The sequence below is a fragment of the Pedobacter cryoconitis genome (assembly GCF_001590605.1).
Taxonomy (GTDB): Bacteria; Bacteroidota; Bacteroidia; order Sphingobacteriales; family Sphingobacteriaceae; genus Pedobacter; species Pedobacter cryoconitis_A.
This window is the reverse complement of the sequence record NZ_CP014504.1, coordinates 3147737-3166274: the sequence shown is the minus strand read 5'-3', so window position 1 is coordinate 3166274 and position 18538 is coordinate 3147737. Positions and strand designations below refer to the sequence as shown.

The window sequence follows — 18538 nt, the reverse complement described above, 5'->3', positions numbered from 1 at the left end:
TTTAGTTATGGTTTGACTTCCGTATAAGGGTCAAGCTCTGAATTGTATTTCTGTTCTATATCATCTTTAAAGCGTTTAGCTTTATCCACCCATTCAGGAGCTTTATCCTGAAGATCGTCGACTATAGATCTGCCAAAGGCATCTTTCTTTGTTATATACTTAATTGCACCGTAAACTGCGGCTCCAATTAACGCTGTTTTTAATAATCCCATTCCTTTTAAATTGTTGATATATCTAAGTAACAGTATACTACAAAAAATGTTTAGAAAAATATACGCTGCACTTTTTATTGTGGAATGCATGCGCTGACCGCAACGGAAATCTTCAGGTTTATTACGGCAACCCAGCTATTTTTTTAGTGTCTTTAATAATTCTAAAGCTGCTTCTTGTGAGGAACCTGGGTTCTGACCGGTAATTAATAGACCATCTTTTTTTACATATGGGCCCCAATCAGCACCTTTGCTATAGACTCCACCTAATCTTTTTAATTCATCTTCCAATAAAAACGGAACAACATCACTCAGCTGAACAGCGTCTTCTTCAGAGTTAGAAAAGCCAGTTACCTGCTTACCTTTAACCAGAGGATCACCATTTTCATCCTTAACTTTTACCAAAGCTGCCGGTGCATGACAAACCAGGGCAATTGGTTTCTGTTGTTGAAGGAAGGTTTCTATCAATTGAATAGAAGTAGTATCATTCGCAAGGTCCCACATTGGTCCATGGCCGCCTGGGTAAAATACAGCATCGTAGTCAGCTGCATTCACATCGCTTAATTTTACAGTTTGTGCCAATCTTCCCTGCAGTTCAGTATCTTTATCAAAGCGGTGGGTTGCTTCAGTCTGGAAATCCGGCAATTCGCTTTTAGGATCAATAGGTGGCTGACCACCTTTTGGAGATGCCAATGTTAATTCAGCACCTGCGTCTGCCAGTACATAATATGGTGCTGCAAATTCTTCTACCCAAAAACCGGTTTTTTCACCTGTGTTACCTAATTCACTGTGTGAGGTTAATACAATTAAAACTTTCATAATATTTATTTTAGATTTTTACGACCATTTTACCTTCATTCTTACCTTCAAAAAGATCCATGAAGGCTCCCGGGATATTATTGAACCCTTCAACAATAGTCTCTGTATATTTTAATTTGTCTTCTTTCAGCCAGCTTGATAGCTGTGTAATTGCTTCCTGAGATTTAGCAGCAAATTCTGATACAATAAATCCACGCATCAATACACTTCTGGTCACCAGAATTGGTTGTAACCTTGGACCCATTTGTGCTGCTGTTGTATTGTACAAAGAGATAGCACCACATACTGGAACGCGCGCAAATCTGTTCAGGTTTGCCATGACTGCATCAGAAATATCACCGCCTACATTGTCGAAATAGATATCTACTCCATCCGGACATGCCGCTGCAATGGCTTCTTTCATGTCTGATGTTGTTTTATAATTGATCGCTTCGTCAAAGCCAAAACGGTCTTTCAATAGTGCTGTTTTTTCATCCGTTCCTGCAATTCCAACTACCCGCAGGCCCAGTATTTTACCAATTTGTCCGACAATACTCCCTACTGCACCTGCCGCACCGGAAATAACCAGTGTTTCGCCCGCTTTGGGTTGACCGATTTCTGTTAAGCCAAGGTAAGCGGTCAATCCAGTCATTCCTATTGCACCTAGGTACGCACTAAGGGGAGCCGCTTCAGCATCAACTTTTGAAAGCCCTTTTCCAGTAGAAACCTGAAATTCTTTCCAGGCTAAACTGCCGGAAACAAAGTCGCCTTTAGCAAATCCAGTATGCCTGGATTCAATAACCTCAGCAATAATACCGGATTGAATAGGCTCATGTAGTTGAAAAGGGGGTACATATGATTTTGAATCGTTCATCCTGCCTCTCAGATAGGGATCAACAGATACATATAGTGTTTTTAATAAGACTTCATTTTCACCTGCTACTGGCATAGGTTCAGTGACAAATTTAAAGTTGTCAAGCTGTGGTTTTCCAACAGGTCTGCTATTTAAAGTGATTACATTATTCATAGTTACTCGTATTAATTCAATTATTCTGTTTTTTAGCCCTGGATTTATAATCCATGGATTATATTAAGGTAAATTTTTTTAAGGCCGCATTTTTTCTAAAAGTTCATTTAATAAATCTGCATTTTCATCGCTGATACCAACAGAGATATTGTTTAAGATCTGCCTTCCTTGTATTCTTAGTTTTTCTCCTGCAGGAGTCAGTTTAACATAAACAACGCGTTGATCGGAAAGGTTTCGTTCTTTTTGGATTAATCCTTTTTCCATTAATTTATTTAATAGCCGGGATACATTTGGCATCCGGTCAATTAAACGGTCCTTAATCAGATTAACTGTTGCGGTATGCGATGGTTGCCCATTTAAAATACTCAGCACATTAAATTGCTGAAGAGACAAGCCCGTTGGTTTTAAAGAAACAGAAATCTTGTTTAAGATCCAGTTGGCCGTGAAGATGATATTGGTACTCACTCTTTGTTGTGCACTAAAAAACTGATGTTGTAATTCATCTTCGATCTTCATGAGACAAATATATATACCATGGATGATACTTTGGGCAAAAAATTGGGTTTTTTACATTGTATTGATGTTTGCAGCAGGCTAAATCCTTATTTTTAGCTATAAAATTGATGGATTGAAAGATGAGCCCAAATGATTTAAGTCTGGATTATGACGGAAATAATGTGTGTATTACGGTTAAGAGCCGGGTTAGTATGACGCACAGATTTTTTTTAATCAGTAGTAATCTGGCTTTTTTAGGGATGGCAGTTCTTGCTGTGATTTTTCAGATGCCTGCAGTGGCTTTTGCGGGTATCCTGTTTTTAGCTTTCTTTTTAAGGCATAGCTTGTGGAAGCTTTATGGAAGAGAGCAATTGATAATCAATAAAAGGCTGCTTACTTATAGCCATAGCTGTCTTTTCTTTAAAACACATTTACAGACCAGACAGGCAGGTAAAAAAATAACGGTAATCCCTTATGAGTTGTACGGACAACACACACCGAAAATGGTTAATGTGATTTTTGAAACTTGTAATGTCAACAACGTCCCTGAAAACGTTTATGAATTTTCTCTGCCTGTCCAGGTAGAGCAGGCAGAGATGATCAGCTATATGCTCAGTCTTTTATACTTGAATAAAGTGAGCTTCGATTTTAACAAAACCAGGATCTGTCTGAATTAATTTCCTTTCTCTGCGATTTTTTTAGCGAACTCTTCTCCAATTTTCTGACCCCATACTTGTCCGGCCTGCATGGACTCTTGTGTAATGGCAGGAGTTTTTTCAGCAAACCTTTTCCCGGTTGGGGTCTGATAAAACGCAGTCATGTTATTGATATCTTCCAGTGATAAATGTTTTTGATAAACTGGTAACAACAGATCTAAAAGTTCTTCAATGCCGACTTTGTGAAAAGTCTCGCCAAGCCCATCCCATATTTCTTGTTTTACTTCTGGTCTTTCTGCTTTATAATTGCTGACCATCTGATCAATTACAGTCTTAAAAGTTTGTTCAGATCCATTGGCAATCATCATCTTTTTGAAACTTTCTCTATAAATAGCCTTATCCTGGCTAAATGATAGAGTAGCGGTGAATAAAATAAGTGTGAATAACAGGATGATTTTCTTCATGTTGTTGTTTTGTAGTTTAATTAGTAACCTTATAAGTGATTTTTCGTGCAATGTTAGTAAAAATAACGCTAATTGGCGCTTTAACTTTCTGTTAACAATTTGCTATTTATCAACAATGATACGTCTGTTTTTCGCTAATAATATTATATTTGGAATAAGAGAGATGCTGATTTTAAGGTTGGTGGGGAACGTATTAAAATAAAAAAACTGAACAATACCCGTACAATAGTATATATGAAACCTAACCAAATAATATATATATGCAACCTGAAGAACCAAATTCAAGAAGAAACTTTATTAAAAAAACGGCGGTGGGACTGGCCGTATTCTCTATTGTCCCGAGATATGTCCTTGGAGGAAATGGATTTATAGCCCCAAGTGACAAACTGACTAAAGCTGTTATCGGTGTCGGCGGAATGGGCCGGAATCATTTTCCTTATGATGGAACACAAGTAGTTGCAATTTGTGATGTAGATCAAAGACATCTTGCATTGTCTTTGCCAATGCTGGATAAAGGCGTAAAAACTTTTAGTGATTACAGAGAGCTGATCAAACTTCCTGAAGTGGATATTGTACATATTGCGACCCCTCCGCACTGGCATGGTATCATGTCTGTTGATGCGGTAAATGCTGGCAAAGATGTTTGGTGTGAAAAACCGATGACGCACAGTATAGGTGAAGGAAAAAGGGTAATGGAAGCGGTGCAGCAACATGGCCGGATCTTCCGTTTGAACACCTGGTTCCGCTTTAAAGATGATTTTTATGGAATGGGGACCCCTGTGAAACCTATTAAGAAATTGGTTGATAGTGGGTTGCTTGGCTGGCCTTTAAAAGTTACTGTGAGTAAGCATACCGGTTTTGACTGGAAATTTTACTGGGTAGGAAAAGATAATTTACCTGTTGAGCCTGTACCTGCAGAATTAGATTATGAAGCATGGCTGGGCCCCGCACAATATAAGCCATATAGTACGCATCGTGTACATCAGACTTTCAGGGGCTACTGGGATTATGATGGAGGTGGGTTAAGTGATATGGGACAGCACTATATTGATCCGATCCAGTATTTTCTGGGTAAGGACGATACCAGTCCGGTTTCAGTTGAAATAGACGCGCCGCAACAGCATACAGATGCAGTCGGTATCTGGCGCAGAATTACGTATACTTATGCAGATGGTTGTCAGATTATTCTGGATGGTGAAGGTAAGGATACCAATGTACCCTATATTGAAGGGCCAAAGGGTAAACTCTATCCTGGATTTAAGTCAGATATTCCTGATTTAGAAAGGAAATTGGCAAGTTTCCCTGATCCGGCGCAGCAAATGACTGATTTTACGCAGGCAGTTAAGACCAGGCAGCCATTTGCATTGAATGAGCAGAATGGCCATCGGTCTTGCAATATCATCAATATGGGATTGATTGCTTTACGTTTAGGGCGTTCGCTAAAATTTGATCCTGTAAAACAGGTATTTATAGCTGATGATGCAGCAAACAGGTTAATCAACCCAGTTTTGCGTGCACCGTGGACTATTTAAATTATTCATTTTTCAACTTAAAACCCCGCTAATTATTCTAGCTCATGATCAGAAATATATTTTTTATACTGCTGGCTGTTGCCCTGTTACAAAACAATGCTTTTGCCCAGGGGAAAACCGACCAGCGCACCACAACAACCCGAATCGCAGATTTATATGCACAATTACCTGCTCAAAATGCTGAATTGTTAAATGCAGGAATGCAGGAAATCTTCAATATGGGAGAAGATGGCTATGTAACGATGATTAGTGGCATGGCTGATCAGGGAAAGGGCAATAATGCTTTATTGGAATATGCGGTAGGTGGTTTCTCTGCTTATGCGAGCAAAACCGGGCATGAAAACGCAAAAAAGATGAGCATTAGTGCTTACTGTAAGGCTTTAACTAAGTTGTCTGATGTCAAAAATAAAGCTTTCATCATTAGTCAGCTGGAATTAGTTGGAGATGACAGTGCTATTCCTTGTTTACAAGTTTTTCTGAACGATAGCCAGCTTTCAGACCCTGCCGCCAGGGCTTTGGTTAAAATCAACTCTCCAGCATCAAAAAGTGCTTTGTTAACCGGGCTGGCGAAAGCTACCGGTCAGGCACAAATGGCAATTGTGAATGCACTAGGGGATAGCCGTTCTAAAGATGCAGCAGAGACGATCAACAAACTTGCAGGGAATGATCAACAGGAATTAAAAAAAGTAGCATTGTATGCACTGGCTAATATCGCTGATCCTTCGTCAGAAAAAATAATGACTGCAGCAGCAGAGAAAAGTGGTTTTCAATATGAAAATACAAATGCGGCTGCATCCGCATTACTTTATGCAGAAAACCTGTTAAAAGATGGAAATAATACTTTATCTGGCCAGCTGGCAGAATCTTTTTTGAAACAAGCAACTGCAGATAACCAGAATGGTATTCGGTCTGCAGCACTTAAAATATTGACAGACAGCCGTAAAGATCAAGGTTCAACTATCTTGATTGAAGCAGTCGGTGATAAGAATAGCCAATACCGTGCTGCGGCATTAAAATTTGCTGTACCTTATTTAAATCCAGCATCTACTGCACTGTGGATTAACAAACTGGAGAAATCTGATGCAATAACCAAGGCAGAAATTATCAGTATGCTGGGTGCAAATCATGCAAAAGATGCGCTACCAGCAATCCTGAAATTATTGAACAGTAATGATCAGGTTGTTAAATATGCAGCGATCAATGCAGCAGCAAATATAGGTCAGAGCCAGGTTTTAGGTGATTTACTTCAGGTAATGAGTAAAGGTGATGCAGCTACAGCAGCCATAGTGTCCGATGCGATTAAAAGAATGAAAGGTGACGGTATTACCGCGCAGTTAGCCCAGTATATAGCAAAATCAAATCCTGCAATGCAAATTACCCTGATCAATCTGCTGGCATCACGTGCAGCAAATGATCAGCTGCCTGCAATAACTGACTTGCTGAAGAATAAGAATCCGGAAGTCAGGCAAGCTGCCTTTACTGCCTTAAAATCGGTAGTAACAGGTGCTAATCTTTCTCAATTGTTCACACTATTGAACGAGACTTCTGATCAGACCGCATTAATTAGCCTGCAAGATGCAATTATTGCAGCTAATCAGGGAACGGTAAACAAAACGGAGCAAACAGCTCAGCTACTACAGCAAATGGACAAAACTGCTGCTGATAAAAAGCCTCTTTTTTACAAAATGCTGGCTAGTTTGGGTGGAGCAAAAGGTTTGGAAGCGGTTCAAAATGGCTTCAATACCGGCAATGAACAACAGCAAAAATCTGCTATAAATGCCTTGGCATTTTGGGCGGATGGCGAAGCTGCCAGACCATTGATCCGGATTGCAAAAGAAACTAAAAATAGTGAGCAGGCGGACCAGGCAATTGATGGGTACCTGACCTTGATCAGAAAAGGTGATTATCCTGCGGAACAGCGGTTATTGTTATTGCGTGAAGCGATGAGTTTGTCAAAAACACCAGCGCAGCAACAACAAATTTTAAAAGACGTGGGAAATGCTAAATGCTTTAACGCGCTGATTTTTGCCGGAAGATATCTTGATGATCCAGGGCTTGCGGCCACTGCTGCCAATACGGTGATGAATATTGCATTAGCTGATAAATCTTATCAAGGTGATATTGTAAAGGGTTTACTGGATAAAACAATCGCTTCTTTAAAGGGTGCGGACAGTGAATATCAAATAAAGGCTATACAAAAGTATCTGGCAGAAATGCCAATGGGTGAGGGGTTTGTTCAGGTATTTAATGGAAAAGACCTGACTGGCTGGAAAGGGCTAGTGGAAGATCCGGTTAAAAGAGCTAAAATGGGCCCTAAAGATTTAGCTGCTGCACAGGAAAAGGCAAATGTTGAAATGCTGGATAGCTGGCATGTGGTCAATGGTGAGCTGCTGTTTATGAGCCACGGAAATAACCTGGCAACTATCAAAAAATATGGTGATTTTGAAATGCTGGTAGACTGGAAAATCATTGACGATCATAAACAGAAAGGTGATGCTGGAATTTATCTCCGTGGATCTCCACAGGTACAGATCTGGGATAATGCAAGGGTAAAAGAAGGTGCACAAGTTGGTTCAGGTGGTTTATACAATAACCAGGTGAATGAAAGCAAGCCGCTGAAGGTTGCTGATAATAAGCTCGATGAGTGGAATACCTTCCGTATTTTAATGAAGGGAGATCGTGTTACGGTTTATTTAAATGGTGAATTAGTAACAGATAATGTGATCCTTGAAAATTACTGGGACAGAACACTGCCGATCTTTGCAGAAGAGCAGATTGAGTTACAGGCACATGGCTCTCCGGTTGCTTACCGCGATGTGTATATCAGAGAAATTCCGCGTGGAAAGCCATTTGAATTAAGTCCGGCAGAAAAAAAGGAAGGTTTTAAAGTTTTATTTGATGGGACTAATATGCATAACTGGATGGGAAATACCACTGATTATGTGATTGAGAATGGAAATATAGCTATCCGCCCTAAACCTGGAAAAGGTTCTGGCGGTAATTTATTCACGAAAGATGAATATAGTAATTTTGTGTTCCGCTTTGAATTCCAATTAACTCCGGGTGCTAATAACGGACTGGGGATCAGAGCTCCGCTTGAAGGAGATGCTGCTTACGAAGGAATGGAACTACAAATTTTAGACAATGACGCCCCGATTTATAAAGAGCTGCATGCTTATCAGTTTCATGGGTCAATTTATGGAACCATTGCTGCTAAAAAAGGATTCCTGAAACCTGTAGGAGAATGGAATTATGAAGAAGTAATTGTAAAAGGGCCTAAAATTAAAGTGATCCTGAATGGCACATCTATTCTGGATGCAGATATTACGGATGCGCGGAAAAATGGTGCCGCTGATGGGCAGAAACATCCTGGATTAAGCCGTGATAGCGGCCATATTGGCTTTTTGGGCCATGGTTCTCCAGTACAGTTCAAAAATATAAGAATCAAGGATTTAGGTAAATAAAAATTTATGATCGAAGAGCAAAAAGATTCAGCTGCTGATAATTCAAGAAGAGACTTTATTAAAAACTCTGCGATTGCCGCAGCAGCATTTATGATTGTGCCCCGCCATGTTTTAGGTGGAAAGGGGTTTTTGGCACCCAGTGACCGGTTATTGGTCGCCGGGGTTGGGGTGGGTGGAAAAGGAGAGAGTAACCTGAGCAATATTTATAAAGGAGGGAAAGCTGATATTGCCTTTCTCTGTGATGTAGACGACAGAAGAGCTGCAAATTCGGTAAAGAGCTTCCCTAAAGCAAAATATTACAAAGATTACCGGGAGATGCTGGATAAAGAAGGCAAAAATATTGACGGGGTAGTGGTCTCTACACCAGATCATAACCACGCAATGATTGCTATGGCAGCCATGCAATTAGGGAAACATGTGTATGTAGAGAAACCTCTGGCTCATGATATTTATGAGGCGCGTAAATTAACAGAAGCAGCTGCGCGCTACCGTGTAGTTACACAGATGGGTAACCAGGGCGCATCAGGAGATGGCGTAAGGCAATTACAGGATTGGTGCGATGATGGTGTGATTGGAAAGGTACACAATGTATATTGCTGGACTGATCGTCCAATATGGCCACAAGGCATTCCCTGGCCTGCTGCGGGTGGTACGCCCATTCCTAAAGAACTGGACTGGGATCTTTGGTTGGGCAGTGCACCCAATAAACCTTATATCGATAAACTGGTTCCTTTTAACTGGCGGGGCTGGTGGGACTACGGAACCGGGGCTATCGGAGATATGGGCTGCCATTTGGTGGAACCGCCTTTCAGGGTATTGGGTTTAAGTACACCGATTGATGTGCAATGTAGCGTTGGAAGCATTTATGTAGATGAATTTAAACGTGGATATTTCCCGGATAGCTGTCCTCCTTCGAGTCATGTGATTATGACGTTTGAAAAAACTAAAAAGACAAAGGATGATTTGCAGATCCACTGGATGGATGGGGGAATTAAGCCTGCACGTCCACAGGAGCTTGGTGCAAATGAGAGCTTTGGAGCCAATGGAGTTCTGTTTGAGGGAACGAAAGGCAAAATGATATGTGATGTTTATGGTTCCAACCCAAGACTTTTACCCTTATCGCGCAACAATGAAGTGCATACCAAACAAAGGATAGAGCGAGTGAAAGGCGGGGTAGATGGACATTATTGGCAATGGGTAGAAGCTGCTATCGCCGGTTATGGCAAAATACAGTTAAGCTCTCCTTTTGATATTGCGGGACCTTTGACAGAAACGCTTTTAATTGCTAATCTGGCGATCAGAGGGGCTGAAATCCAGAAAGCAAAAGCTAATGGGACCGGGTTTGATTATCCGGGAAGAGACATTAAATTATTATGGGATAAGCAAAATCTCAGCGTGACAAATTTTGATGAAGTCAATCAATACATCAAAAGAGAATATCGTCAGGGATGGAGTTTAGGCGCTTAATGGAATAAAATGATTTTAAATAAAAAGAACTTGCGTGTACTGGTAGTAGGTTGCGGTAACATGGGGGCTTCCCATGCAACCGCTTACCATACCTTAGAAGGATTTGAGATCTGCGGACTGGTTTCAACAGGAAATAGTAAAGTAGTTTTAAATGACCGGCTAGGAGGGCATTATCCGCTCTTCAATAATTATGAAGAGGCTTTGAAGGCTACCAGTCCAGATGCAGTCTGTATTTCTACTTATCCGGATACGCATGAGAAATTTGCAGTTCAGGCAATGGAAAACGGATGCCATGTTTTTATAGAAAAGCCTTTGGCCGATTCTCTGCAAGGAGCACAACGTGTAGTTGATGCGGCTCAAAAATTTGGTAAGAAATTATTGGTAGGGTATATTTTACGTTATCATCCTTCCTGGCAGAAGTTTATCGAACTCTCTTCCGAATTAGGAAAACCACTGGTTATGCGGATGAATTTAAATCAACAAAGCCAGGGAGCGAAATGGGTGGTACATCGTAACCTGATGAAGAGTTTAAGCCCTATAGTAGATTGCGGAGTGCATTATATTGATGTAATGTGCCAGATGACAAGATCTAAACCTGTTCAGGTCAATGCTATTGGGGCCAGGCTTACCACTGATATCAGTGAGGATGCTTATAACTATGGACAGTTGCAGATCCGTTTCGAGGACGGTTCAATAGGCTGGTATGAGTCTGGATGGGGCCCTATGATGAGTGAAACTGCTTTTTTTATTAAGGATGTGATCGGGCCGAAAGGAGCGGTGTCCATTGTCGCAAAGGATGCGGCAGGAACAGGTAAATCAGCTTCTATAGCCGCACATACAAAAACGGAATCCATAAAAGTACATTATGCAGCGCTGGACGACCAGGATCGTTTTATAAAGCAGGATAGCTGGATTGATCTCACTGATGAACCAGATCATCAGGAGCTTTGTAACCGGGAACAACGATATTTTCTAAAATCAATTTTGGAAGATATAGATTTGACAAATCCTTCAAACGATGCGATAAATAGCTTAAGAATTGCATTTGCTTGCGATGAATCAGTTAAAACCGGGCAAACAGTCCTGCTTTCTTAGCTTAAGTGGATAATAAATTACTCTTTTCATAAAATAGGCTGTTTTACTTACTCGATTTACTTGTTTTTACGTATTTGGTTTTCCATACGATGACAAAGAGTTTAATTTTGGATTTAACGGATAACTATCCGGATTTTGAGTACACCGCACATTTATTACATAAGTTCATATGTGCCGCAGACATTTTTACAATTTTGCTTAAGGACGGCAAAATCGTTCATTATAGAGCTACGGATATTGAACTGTTCAAAGGTTGGCTGATTGCACATCGTATAGAAAATATTAAGCCCGGGCAAATTCAATTCTGATTACTTTACAGGTTGTCGCAATATGGTTTTTAGTTTTTCAGGGACCGTGTTCCTAAAATCACTCAGATAAACTTCATGATGCAACCCGTTTTTCTGCAGACCTTTTTTGGCGATAAAGGCATGCAGTTGTTGTATCGCATCAGGTTCTGTGCTAAACGGCCCTGTATGGAGCACTTGTACCACGTTGCGCTCCCGCATCGTATAAAGTTCTATTTCTTTAGCTAAAAGTAGGTGCTTTTTTGAACTTACCTGCGCAATGGCAGTACATAACGATTTTTGTTGAATATAAGCCGGCATGCGGATCAGTAACTTATATTTCCATTTTGCGCGGGGAGTTTGAGTATCAAGATCCCATAAACCTTCCAGTTTTGATACCATGAAATCCTGGTTTATTGCTTTGTGCATAAATTTTATGGCATAAGCAGTTGCGTACAAGGCTTGAACCTTAGCTGCAAAGGGCTGGTCATTTGGGTCTCCAATACCTGAAATGGCTATGTAATTAGCTTGATCCAGGTCTAATAAAGCGGGAGCTTTACCTGCGGAGTAATAAGTTTTAAAAAGTTTTGTTAAGTCTAATTTTCTCATCTTTTGTTTTATTGAACTGCTAAGGAACGGCATGCAGGTGACAGCCTTATGTCAGCAGTTCTGAGAATTATTTAATGGCATAAAGATTAAAATTTTGTTGCCTTTGGTTATTGAATGAGGCAGGAAATTCCAGTGGATGCCTTGCTTGTCTCGTCCGGAAATTCTTGACAGTTGGTAGCTGTTAATACTATTTGTTCTTTACAATACACTTGTATATAGATATACAGATATCTTTATACAAGTGTATTGTTATTCAATATTGATATTAATGTATAAAGATATCTTGTACCTCTTCCAGAGACTTTCCTTTAGTCTCAGGTACCATTTTATAAACCACAATAAAAGAAACAAGGCAGCAGGAAGCGAAAAACCAGAAGGTGACAGCTGCTCCGGCCGAACCTAATAATAGCGGCGTGAGCTGACCAACTATTGTATCCGCAATCCACATCACCATAATACTCAAACCCATAGCTCTTCCGCGGATCCTTGTTGGAAAAATCTCTGAAGCAATTACAAATTTTAAAGGCCCTATAGAAAAAGCAAAACAAGCAAGAAATAAAATGATACTTATAACCAGTGCAATATTGTTTGTCGCCCCGCTGTAAAAGCACCAGCCTGTAAAAAATAATGAAATAGTCGCACCAATTGAACCAATAATATAAAGTGGCCTGCGCCCCATCTGATCAACTTTCCACACGGCAATCAATGTAAAAAGGAAATTTGCCAAACCAAAGATAACCTGGCCTAACAAAGCATTACTGATATTTATTCCTGCATCGTTTAAAATGCGGGGCCCATAATAAATAATCGCATTGATCCCACTAAACTGGGAGAATAAAGGGAGTAATAAACCAATCAATAATGGTCTTCTCCTCTCTTTTGCAAACAATTCTTTGTAAGAACCTGATTCCTTTTCTGGCGTTTTTTTGAGTAATATGACATCGGTAGCTGCCTTTGCAGAGCCATTAATCCTGGTCAATATAGCTATACCTTCCAGTTCTCTTCCCTGGTGAATCAACCATCTCGGACTCTCAGGTACGAAGCATAATCCAATTAAGAATAGCAGAGAGGGAATGACTCCAAGACCCAGCATAGCTCTCCATACTTCTTTAATCAATATATAGTCCAGTAATTCTCCAAGGGATTGCTGATGATAACTTAAGGATAGATTTAATAATCCCGCATTAGTTAAGTAAGCAACAAGAATACCTGCTGTTATTGCCAGCTGATAAAAGGTAACCAGCCGGCCGCGAATAGCAGCCGGAGCTATTTCTGAAATATATAACGGGGCGACTATGGACGCCACACCGACGCCCATGCCGCCCATCATCCTTGCCAGAATTAATAAAGTATAACCAGCAGAGCCAGCAGTACCGACGGCAGAGAACAAGAACAGCAGAGCCGACAACATCAGCAATTTCTTCCTGCCAAAACGATCACTTAGTTCTCCGGCAAAAGCGACACCAATAATACAGCCTACCAGTGCCGAAGAAACAAACCAGCCTTCTGCCGCTGGTGACAAACTAAATTGTTGTTTTACAAAAGGTAATACTCCTGAAATAACGGCCATATCAAAGCCGAATAATAGACCGCCCAGGGTAGCTACTAAAGTAATTGCTATTAAAAAGACGGTTGATCTTGGAGGAGATACCTGTGGTTCATTCTTTAGGTTCATAGCTGTTCAATATGAATTCAATTTTCAATATAAATTGTCATTATCCCTTTTGCTGAAAGCGTAAAGAGGTTCTTTAATAACTTTTTGCGTGTTTCTAAAAGATCGCTTTCCCAAATCGTGACGGAGGAGTTGTTTTTCGGACTGATATTAATCTGACTATCCTGATCACCACAATTTACAAGCTGGAGCACGACACCTTTTCCATCATCAGATTTTTTGATAGCCTCAACATAAGTATGCGTTCCATTAACCGTAAAGGGCAGGCCTTTTTCTAAAGTTGCAGCAGCTGGTGCAACAAGCAAGGGCTGATGATTACTTAATCCGGTTTGGTTAGCCTGATAGCTATCATAACCGTGCTCATGTGCTTGAATAAAATAGCGGAAAGTAACCATTCCCTGTTGATCGGCCCTGAAGTTTGTATGCCATAAGTTATTCATTACCCACGAATAAATGTGGGAAGACTGAGGCGTAAAGGATAACCATAGTGGTGCATGTGGCAGTCCTCCAAGTAAATTTGCTGTGGTGATCTTCCCAATTTCAAATAATGGTGCATCAGGGCTCGATAAAGTAACCCCATAAGTGTTATTTGATAAATCTATCCATCTTTGCATCGTATACCAGTTCCTGTTTGAATAAGGTAATTGATCTGTTTCTGCTGTAATGCTTCCCCATGGAATGCTGTAACGGACTTTGGCATCTGGTATATGAAAAGGAAAGGCAAAATGAACGCTTTCTTTTGTCCGGATTGCTTTCTTATCAATAGTATTAATTAACTCAATTTTATCGAGCCCGCTAATTAACCTTATTTCTCTGGTTATCCCATTCGTACCAGGAGCAGCAGAAGTAATTAATAAACTATTGACCAAAGGCCCCTTTTCTTTGATCGTTATCCTGGCATTTGAACTGGATTGAATTTTCTCAATAGAATCACCAGGCATATACAAGTATTGATTCAGGCCTGCAGAATCTGCGGAGAGATAATTTCGGTTAGTACTTATTTTAATTAGTTTTTTTATATCACCCGTTTGCGGTGCCAGCTCAATTTTATAGATCCCATTACTGATTGTATTTGAAGAGATCTGGTTCGTTTCAGAACCTTTACGATAGGCAGCTCCAGCGAAGATGCTAAAAGTGCTTTTCCCCATCTGGGGTACTTGCTCTGCTATAAAAGCCAGTTCACCAGTGTTCAAACGCTGGGAAAGTACAGGTTTCCCGGATGAGTTTTTAACCAGATCACCGCGCTTGCTTAAAGATGCTGGTACGTAAACCAGGTCTGTACGTGGCCAGGAAACGGTATTGTAAACATCTATTTGATTCGCTTTACTCAGCTCGCTTTTTAAAGATAACTGGCTTAAAGTATCAATGATATCACCAGCCTTCAAAACATAAGATTGTTTGACCGCCCACTGACTTCTTACTTTTTCATCATCCGGATGAGAAACACTGTTATAAGCACCCCAGGTATGTTCATTAAATAATAATAAATTCTTCCAGCTTTCATCAAAGCTTTGAACAGGATAAGCTGATTTATTACGGATAGCCCAAACCGCGTCAGCTTGCTTAAGTTGATCAGATAACTTCCGGCTAAGCGCGGTTTCTTTAGCTGCAGAGGATACTCCATCTGTCCAATATTCGGTATAGTCTCCTGTAAAAGAAGGGATTTCAGCTGCGTATTTTTGCTCGAAATCAGTAAAAAACTGCTTTGTAGAAGTAATAATAAGCTGCGGCGATGCGTATTTTTCATTCCATGCCTTAACGGCATCAGGTAATTCCGGATCAATTGGTGCATTGTCACTCATTGCCCAGGTTAGAATTGACATATCGTACGGAAAACCTTTTTGTGCTAATTCATCCAGATAGTCAAATAAATAAGGGTTCAGGAAGTTTTCTGAAGGATGGCCCGTGTAGAAAGGTTTGGGGTCTTTAATCGTGAAAAAATTAGGTATTTTATCTCCTTTTAATTGATAACCCAATGAATAAGGCTGACATTGCCAGAAAAGTAGTTTCTGCTTGCCAGAAGGGGAAAGCCAGTAAAAAGGTTTATCCTGCCATTTGGCCAGGTTTCCTATCCGGTCTGAAGCATTCGGGCCGGACAGGAAATATTTAATTCCTGTTTGTTCCACCTGTGCTGCTAAACCCCAGGAGGCCCCTGGTACATCACCCTGAAATAAAGTGTTAATTTCCAGCCCTTGTTCTTTGGCCAGTTGCTGTGATTTAGCAAACATTTGCATCAATTGTCTGGAATCGGTGAGACTAGTATTTATATTTCCGTAAGCACCATCCAGGCTGATCCATCCTTTTTTTACTGCATTCCAGAACCTGTTCTTTTTTTCCTGATTAGCAAGCGCGAGGTAATTATCTACCACCCACATAGCCTCAGTTGTCCATTTGAAACGTGCAGCAACTGGATAATGCTGTGTTTTCTCTGCAAGCGCGATTGATTCGTCTATATTATCCAGATGTAGTTTCAGCACTTTAGACTGTGTATTCGTATAACCGATATCTACATGAGAATGGGGCAATACATAAATATTCCAGCTCCTTGACGGCTCAACAATGCAGCGCGCTGTATAAGTTTGATGGTTGACAGCAATTGAAACTGTTGCTTGTGTAGCTTTAGTAACTGGAATACCTGGCAGCGGAATCTCCAAAGACTCAGCTCCTTGCTTATTTGCAGGAATATTTATCTTTTCTGTCAGGTTATTAAAAGATACAGAGATTTCCGCTTGCTGATAGTTTTTACCATTTTTAAAAATCAACCTGACCATTCTTCTGCGCTCTCCCTGATATTTGAGATAAGCTATGGTTGGTTGAACTTGTATAGCAGTAAAAATGGCCTTTGCTTTCTGCGCAAATACATTGAAGCTGCTCACTGTCAGGAAAACAATAGCTAGTAGTTTAAATAGATGCCTTTTAGATGCGGTTCCCATGGTATTGGTGGTTTTTAAATTAATTAACAACATTCGTCTTTTACAAAGGCAGTGAGGACTTTCACCCTTCCCTTACTTTTATTTATGATTTGATATTGTACTGCATCCGCGGGAATAATGAAAGTTTCCGCATAATGAATTTCCAGTTCCATTTCGCCGGTTTTGACCAAAATAAGCTCTCCTTCCACCAAGCTCAGGATATGGCATTGTCCTTCGGTGCGGCCTTCAATAACCGTATCGAATTCAAAACGGTGAATCGCATAAAAATGATCAGGATGCGTAATCAGGTTAACAAGTTGCCAGTCGTCACCCTGCTCAATGACACTTTGTTTCGCAATCAGCGTATCCTTAACTACTTTACCCTTTCTTTCGAAATTCAGGTTGGCGAAAGCGCGGTCAATATTCAGTGGCCGGGGTTTACCATTTAAATCAGGACGCAACCAGTCATACATTTTAAAAGTGAAAATATAAGGGGTGGCACTAATTTCTAAAACCAGGTTGTTTTTGCCGGAACTATGAACAGTACCATTTGGGATCAGGAATAACTCATGTTTTTTAGCGTTAAATGTCTGTACATACTTTTCTACTGCTATAGGTGTATGGTTATTAAAGCTGTCTTCCAGAACCAGCTTAAAGCCTTTCTTGTCAATATTTTCCTGGAAACCTAAATATACTTTAGCCTGTTCCTTGTGGTCCAGTATGTAATAAGTCTCATCCTGGGTAAAATCCTCACCAAAGTGTTCTTTGGTATAAGCCACAGTAGGATGGCATTGTAAGGATAATTTATCACCATCCATCGTATCCAGGAAATCAAAACGTATAGGAAAGTGATAACCGAAACGCGCTGCTGCCTTACCTAAAATCGCATTACAGTTATGAAAAAGAAGCAGATCCAATGATACTTCCAATAACTGGCCTTCATTTTCCAGTATAATCCCATTTTCAGGGGCAATCAGTTCAAATGACCAGGCATAATTGATAACGGATTGATTCAGGCCAGCTATATTTTCCTTGATCCACTGTCCGCCCCATACTCCGGGCTCAAACCACGGTCTGGCTCTGAACGCATGTTTGGACATTTTAGTTAACGCTTTGCGCAGTGCTGTACCAGTCATCCAGGATATTTCTGTAACACGCTGTTCATCAACTATGATATCAATATTAGCTAATAACCGCTGTTTATGCTTGTTTAAAACCGGCCAGTCTATAAAATAGAAACGTTTATACTGTGATTTAGGGTCGGCAACTGCTGATGCACCCAGATTATGGAGATGATTTGCTCTGGAACGGAATTGTATCTCGTTTTTAGGAACATCAATATAAATAATTTTTGCATCCACAGCAGCTAATGCTGCCCCGCAACCATAGATAATGGTAAATTCATGAGGAGCAGGTTGAATTAAGCTGAGTTTTGACGGATCAAAAAAGTCTTTCAGCTCTCCTTCATATCTTTTACCAAATACTGGATCAGCTGATTGAAGATGGTCTTCAATCATTCCATTAATTACTGAGTTGTTTTTCAGTGCAGTAGCTATAGCAATCCAGCTTACAGTTTTTCCTTTTTGTGTTAAATGCTGATTCAGGTGTTTCACAAAAAGGTCCCAACAGACACCAGAGTAACCATCAATAACAATATTTTGAGACTGGCTGATGATCCAATCAGCTAAGCTATTGAAACCAGCATATACAGTGTCTTCGATTTTAAAAGCAGGATAAATATCGTATCCGTGACTGGCAGTTTGCGTTTTTTTTGCTGGAATAATCAACTGCGTCGTATTTCGCAAGGAACCGATATTGGTATTTATCCCGTCTCTGTAAGTATCAGTCATCGTT

Annotated in this window: 14 protein-coding genes; 5 read left to right on the top strand and 9 right to left on the bottom strand. The window is 40.3% G+C overall.

The window, feature by feature from the left end:
• Window positions 1-5: 5 nt before the first annotated feature.
• The 4 genes from AY601_RS13180 to AY601_RS13165 all read right to left on the bottom strand — a co-directional run bounded on the left by AY601_RS13180 (window position 6) and on the right by AY601_RS13165 (window position 2550).
• Window positions 6-212, bottom strand: coding sequence for a hypothetical protein (locus AY601_RS13180; RefSeq protein ID WP_068401833.1), 207 nt, complete (start codon window positions 210-212; stop codon window positions 6-8).
• Window positions 213-347: 135 nt separating this feature from the next.
• Complete coding sequence (locus AY601_RS13175) at window positions 348-1028, bottom strand: type 1 glutamine amidotransferase domain-containing protein (protein WP_068401831.1); 681 nt, start codon at window positions 1026-1028, stop codon at window positions 348-350.
• 10 nt (window positions 1029-1038) lie between these two features.
• Window positions 1039-2034 (bottom strand): NADP-dependent oxidoreductase, encoded by a 996-nt coding sequence (locus AY601_RS13170; RefSeq protein WP_068401829.1) that lies wholly within the window; start codon window positions 2032-2034, stop codon window positions 1039-1041.
• A gap of 78 nt (window positions 2035-2112) precedes the next feature.
• Window positions 2113-2550, bottom strand: coding sequence for a MarR family winged helix-turn-helix transcriptional regulator (locus tag AY601_RS13165; RefSeq protein WP_068401827.1), 438 nt, complete (start codon window positions 2548-2550; stop codon window positions 2113-2115).
• Between the two features lie 119 nt (window positions 2551-2669).
• On the opposite strand from AY601_RS13165, the gene AY601_RS13160 reads away from it, so the two are divergent.
• Window positions 2670-3206 (top strand): hypothetical protein, encoded by a 537-nt coding sequence (locus AY601_RS13160; RefSeq protein WP_068401824.1) that lies wholly within the window; start codon window positions 2670-2672, stop codon window positions 3204-3206.
• Here the strand turns inward: AY601_RS13160 and AY601_RS13155 are convergent.
• Window positions 3203-3649 carry a DUF2059 domain-containing protein gene (locus tag AY601_RS13155; protein ID WP_068401823.1) on the bottom strand — a complete coding sequence of 149 codons (447 nt, stop codon included), beginning with the start codon at window positions 3647-3649 and terminating at the stop codon, window positions 3203-3205. The genes AY601_RS13160 and AY601_RS13155 overlap by 4 nt on opposite strands.
• A gap of 260 nt (window positions 3650-3909) precedes the next feature.
• Between AY601_RS13155 and AY601_RS13150 the strand changes: the two genes are divergently transcribed.
• The 4 genes from AY601_RS13150 to AY601_RS13135 are packed head-to-tail and all read left to right on the top strand — an operon-like array spanning window position 3910 to window position 11207.
• Window positions 3910-5181, top strand: a complete 1272-nt coding sequence (locus AY601_RS13150) for a Gfo/Idh/MocA family oxidoreductase (protein WP_068401821.1) — start codon at window positions 3910-3912, stop codon at window positions 5179-5181.
• A gap of 44 nt (window positions 5182-5225) precedes the next feature.
• A complete protein-coding gene (locus tag AY601_RS13145; protein ID WP_068401820.1) occupies window positions 5226-8645 on the top strand; it encodes a family 16 glycoside hydrolase in 3420 nt (1139 codons plus the stop codon).
• Window positions 8646-8651: 6 nt separating this feature from the next.
• Window positions 8652-10112: a Gfo/Idh/MocA family protein gene (locus AY601_RS13140; protein WP_068401819.1), complete on the top strand. Its 1461-nt coding sequence runs from the start codon at window positions 8652-8654 to the stop codon at window positions 10110-10112.
• A gap of 9 nt (window positions 10113-10121) precedes the next feature.
• A complete protein-coding gene (locus tag AY601_RS13135; RefSeq protein WP_068401817.1) occupies window positions 10122-11207 on the top strand; it encodes a Gfo/Idh/MocA family protein in 1086 nt (361 codons plus the stop codon).
• 308 nt (window positions 11208-11515) lie between these two features.
• On the opposite strand, the gene AY601_RS13125 is transcribed toward AY601_RS13135, so the two are convergent.
• The 4 genes from AY601_RS13125 to AY601_RS13110 form a co-directional block, all read right to left on the bottom strand.
• Window positions 11516-12100: a GyrI-like domain-containing protein gene (locus AY601_RS13125; protein WP_068401815.1), complete on the bottom strand. Its 585-nt coding sequence runs from the start codon at window positions 12098-12100 to the stop codon at window positions 11516-11518.
• 265 nt (window positions 12101-12365) lie between these two features.
• Window positions 12366-13775, bottom strand: coding sequence for a sugar porter family MFS transporter (locus tag AY601_RS13120; RefSeq protein ID WP_068401813.1), 1410 nt, complete (start codon window positions 13773-13775; stop codon window positions 12366-12368).
• Between the two features lie 17 nt (window positions 13776-13792).
• Window positions 13793-16705 (bottom strand): glycoside hydrolase family 38 C-terminal domain-containing protein, encoded by a 2913-nt coding sequence (locus AY601_RS13115; protein ID WP_068407521.1) that lies wholly within the window; start codon window positions 16703-16705, stop codon window positions 13793-13795.
• A 23-nt stretch (window positions 16706-16728) separates the two neighbouring features.
• Entirely contained in the window at window positions 16729-18534 is a 1806-nt protein-coding gene (locus AY601_RS13110; RefSeq protein WP_068401811.1) for a class I mannose-6-phosphate isomerase, read from the bottom strand.
• Window positions 18535-18538 lie beyond the last annotated feature (4 nt).

Excerpts from the sequence above, each read along its gene's own strand:
- AY601_RS13160 (WP_068401824.1), top strand. The coding sequence starts at position 2,670 with ATGAGCCCAAATGATTTAAGTCTGGATTATGACGGAAATAATGTGTGT.
- AY601_RS13150 (WP_068401821.1), top strand. The coding sequence starts at position 3,910 with ATGCAACCTGAAGAACCAAATTCAAGAAGAAACTTTATTAAAAAAACG.
- AY601_RS13110 (WP_068401811.1), bottom strand. The coding sequence starts at position 18,534 with ATGACTGATACTTACAGAGACGGGATAAATACCAATATCGGTTCCTTG.
- AY601_RS13175 (WP_068401831.1), bottom strand. The coding sequence starts at position 1,028 with ATGAAAGTTTTAATTGTATTAACCTCACACAGTGAATTAGGTAACACA.
- AY601_RS13115 (WP_068407521.1), bottom strand. The coding sequence starts at position 16,705 with ATGGGAACCGCATCTAAAAGGCATCTATTTAAACTACTAGCTATTGTT.
- AY601_RS13145 (WP_068401820.1), top strand. The coding sequence starts at position 5,226 with ATGATCAGAAATATATTTTTTATACTGCTGGCTGTTGCCCTGTTACAA.
- AY601_RS13140 (WP_068401819.1), top strand. The coding sequence starts at position 8,652 with ATGATCGAAGAGCAAAAAGATTCAGCTGCTGATAATTCAAGAAGAGAC.
- AY601_RS13165 (WP_068401827.1), bottom strand. The coding sequence starts at position 2,550 with ATGAAGATCGAAGATGAATTACAACATCAGTTTTTTAGTGCACAACAA.
- AY601_RS13135 (WP_068401817.1), top strand. The coding sequence starts at position 10,122 with ATGATTTTAAATAAAAAGAACTTGCGTGTACTGGTAGTAGGTTGCGGT.
- AY601_RS13155 (WP_068401823.1), bottom strand. The coding sequence starts at position 3,649 with ATGAAGAAAATCATCCTGTTATTCACACTTATTTTATTCACCGCTACT.
- AY601_RS13170 (WP_068401829.1), bottom strand. The coding sequence starts at position 2,034 with ATGAATAATGTAATCACTTTAAATAGCAGACCTGTTGGAAAACCACAG.
- AY601_RS13180 (WP_068401833.1), bottom strand. The coding sequence starts at position 212 with ATGGGATTATTAAAAACAGCGTTAATTGGAGCCGCAGTTTACGGTGCA.
- AY601_RS13120 (WP_068401813.1), bottom strand. The coding sequence starts at position 13,775 with ATGAACCTAAAGAATGAACCACAGGTATCTCCTCCAAGATCAACCGTC.
- AY601_RS13125 (WP_068401815.1), bottom strand. The coding sequence starts at position 12,100 with ATGAGAAAATTAGACTTAACAAAACTTTTTAAAACTTATTACTCCGCA.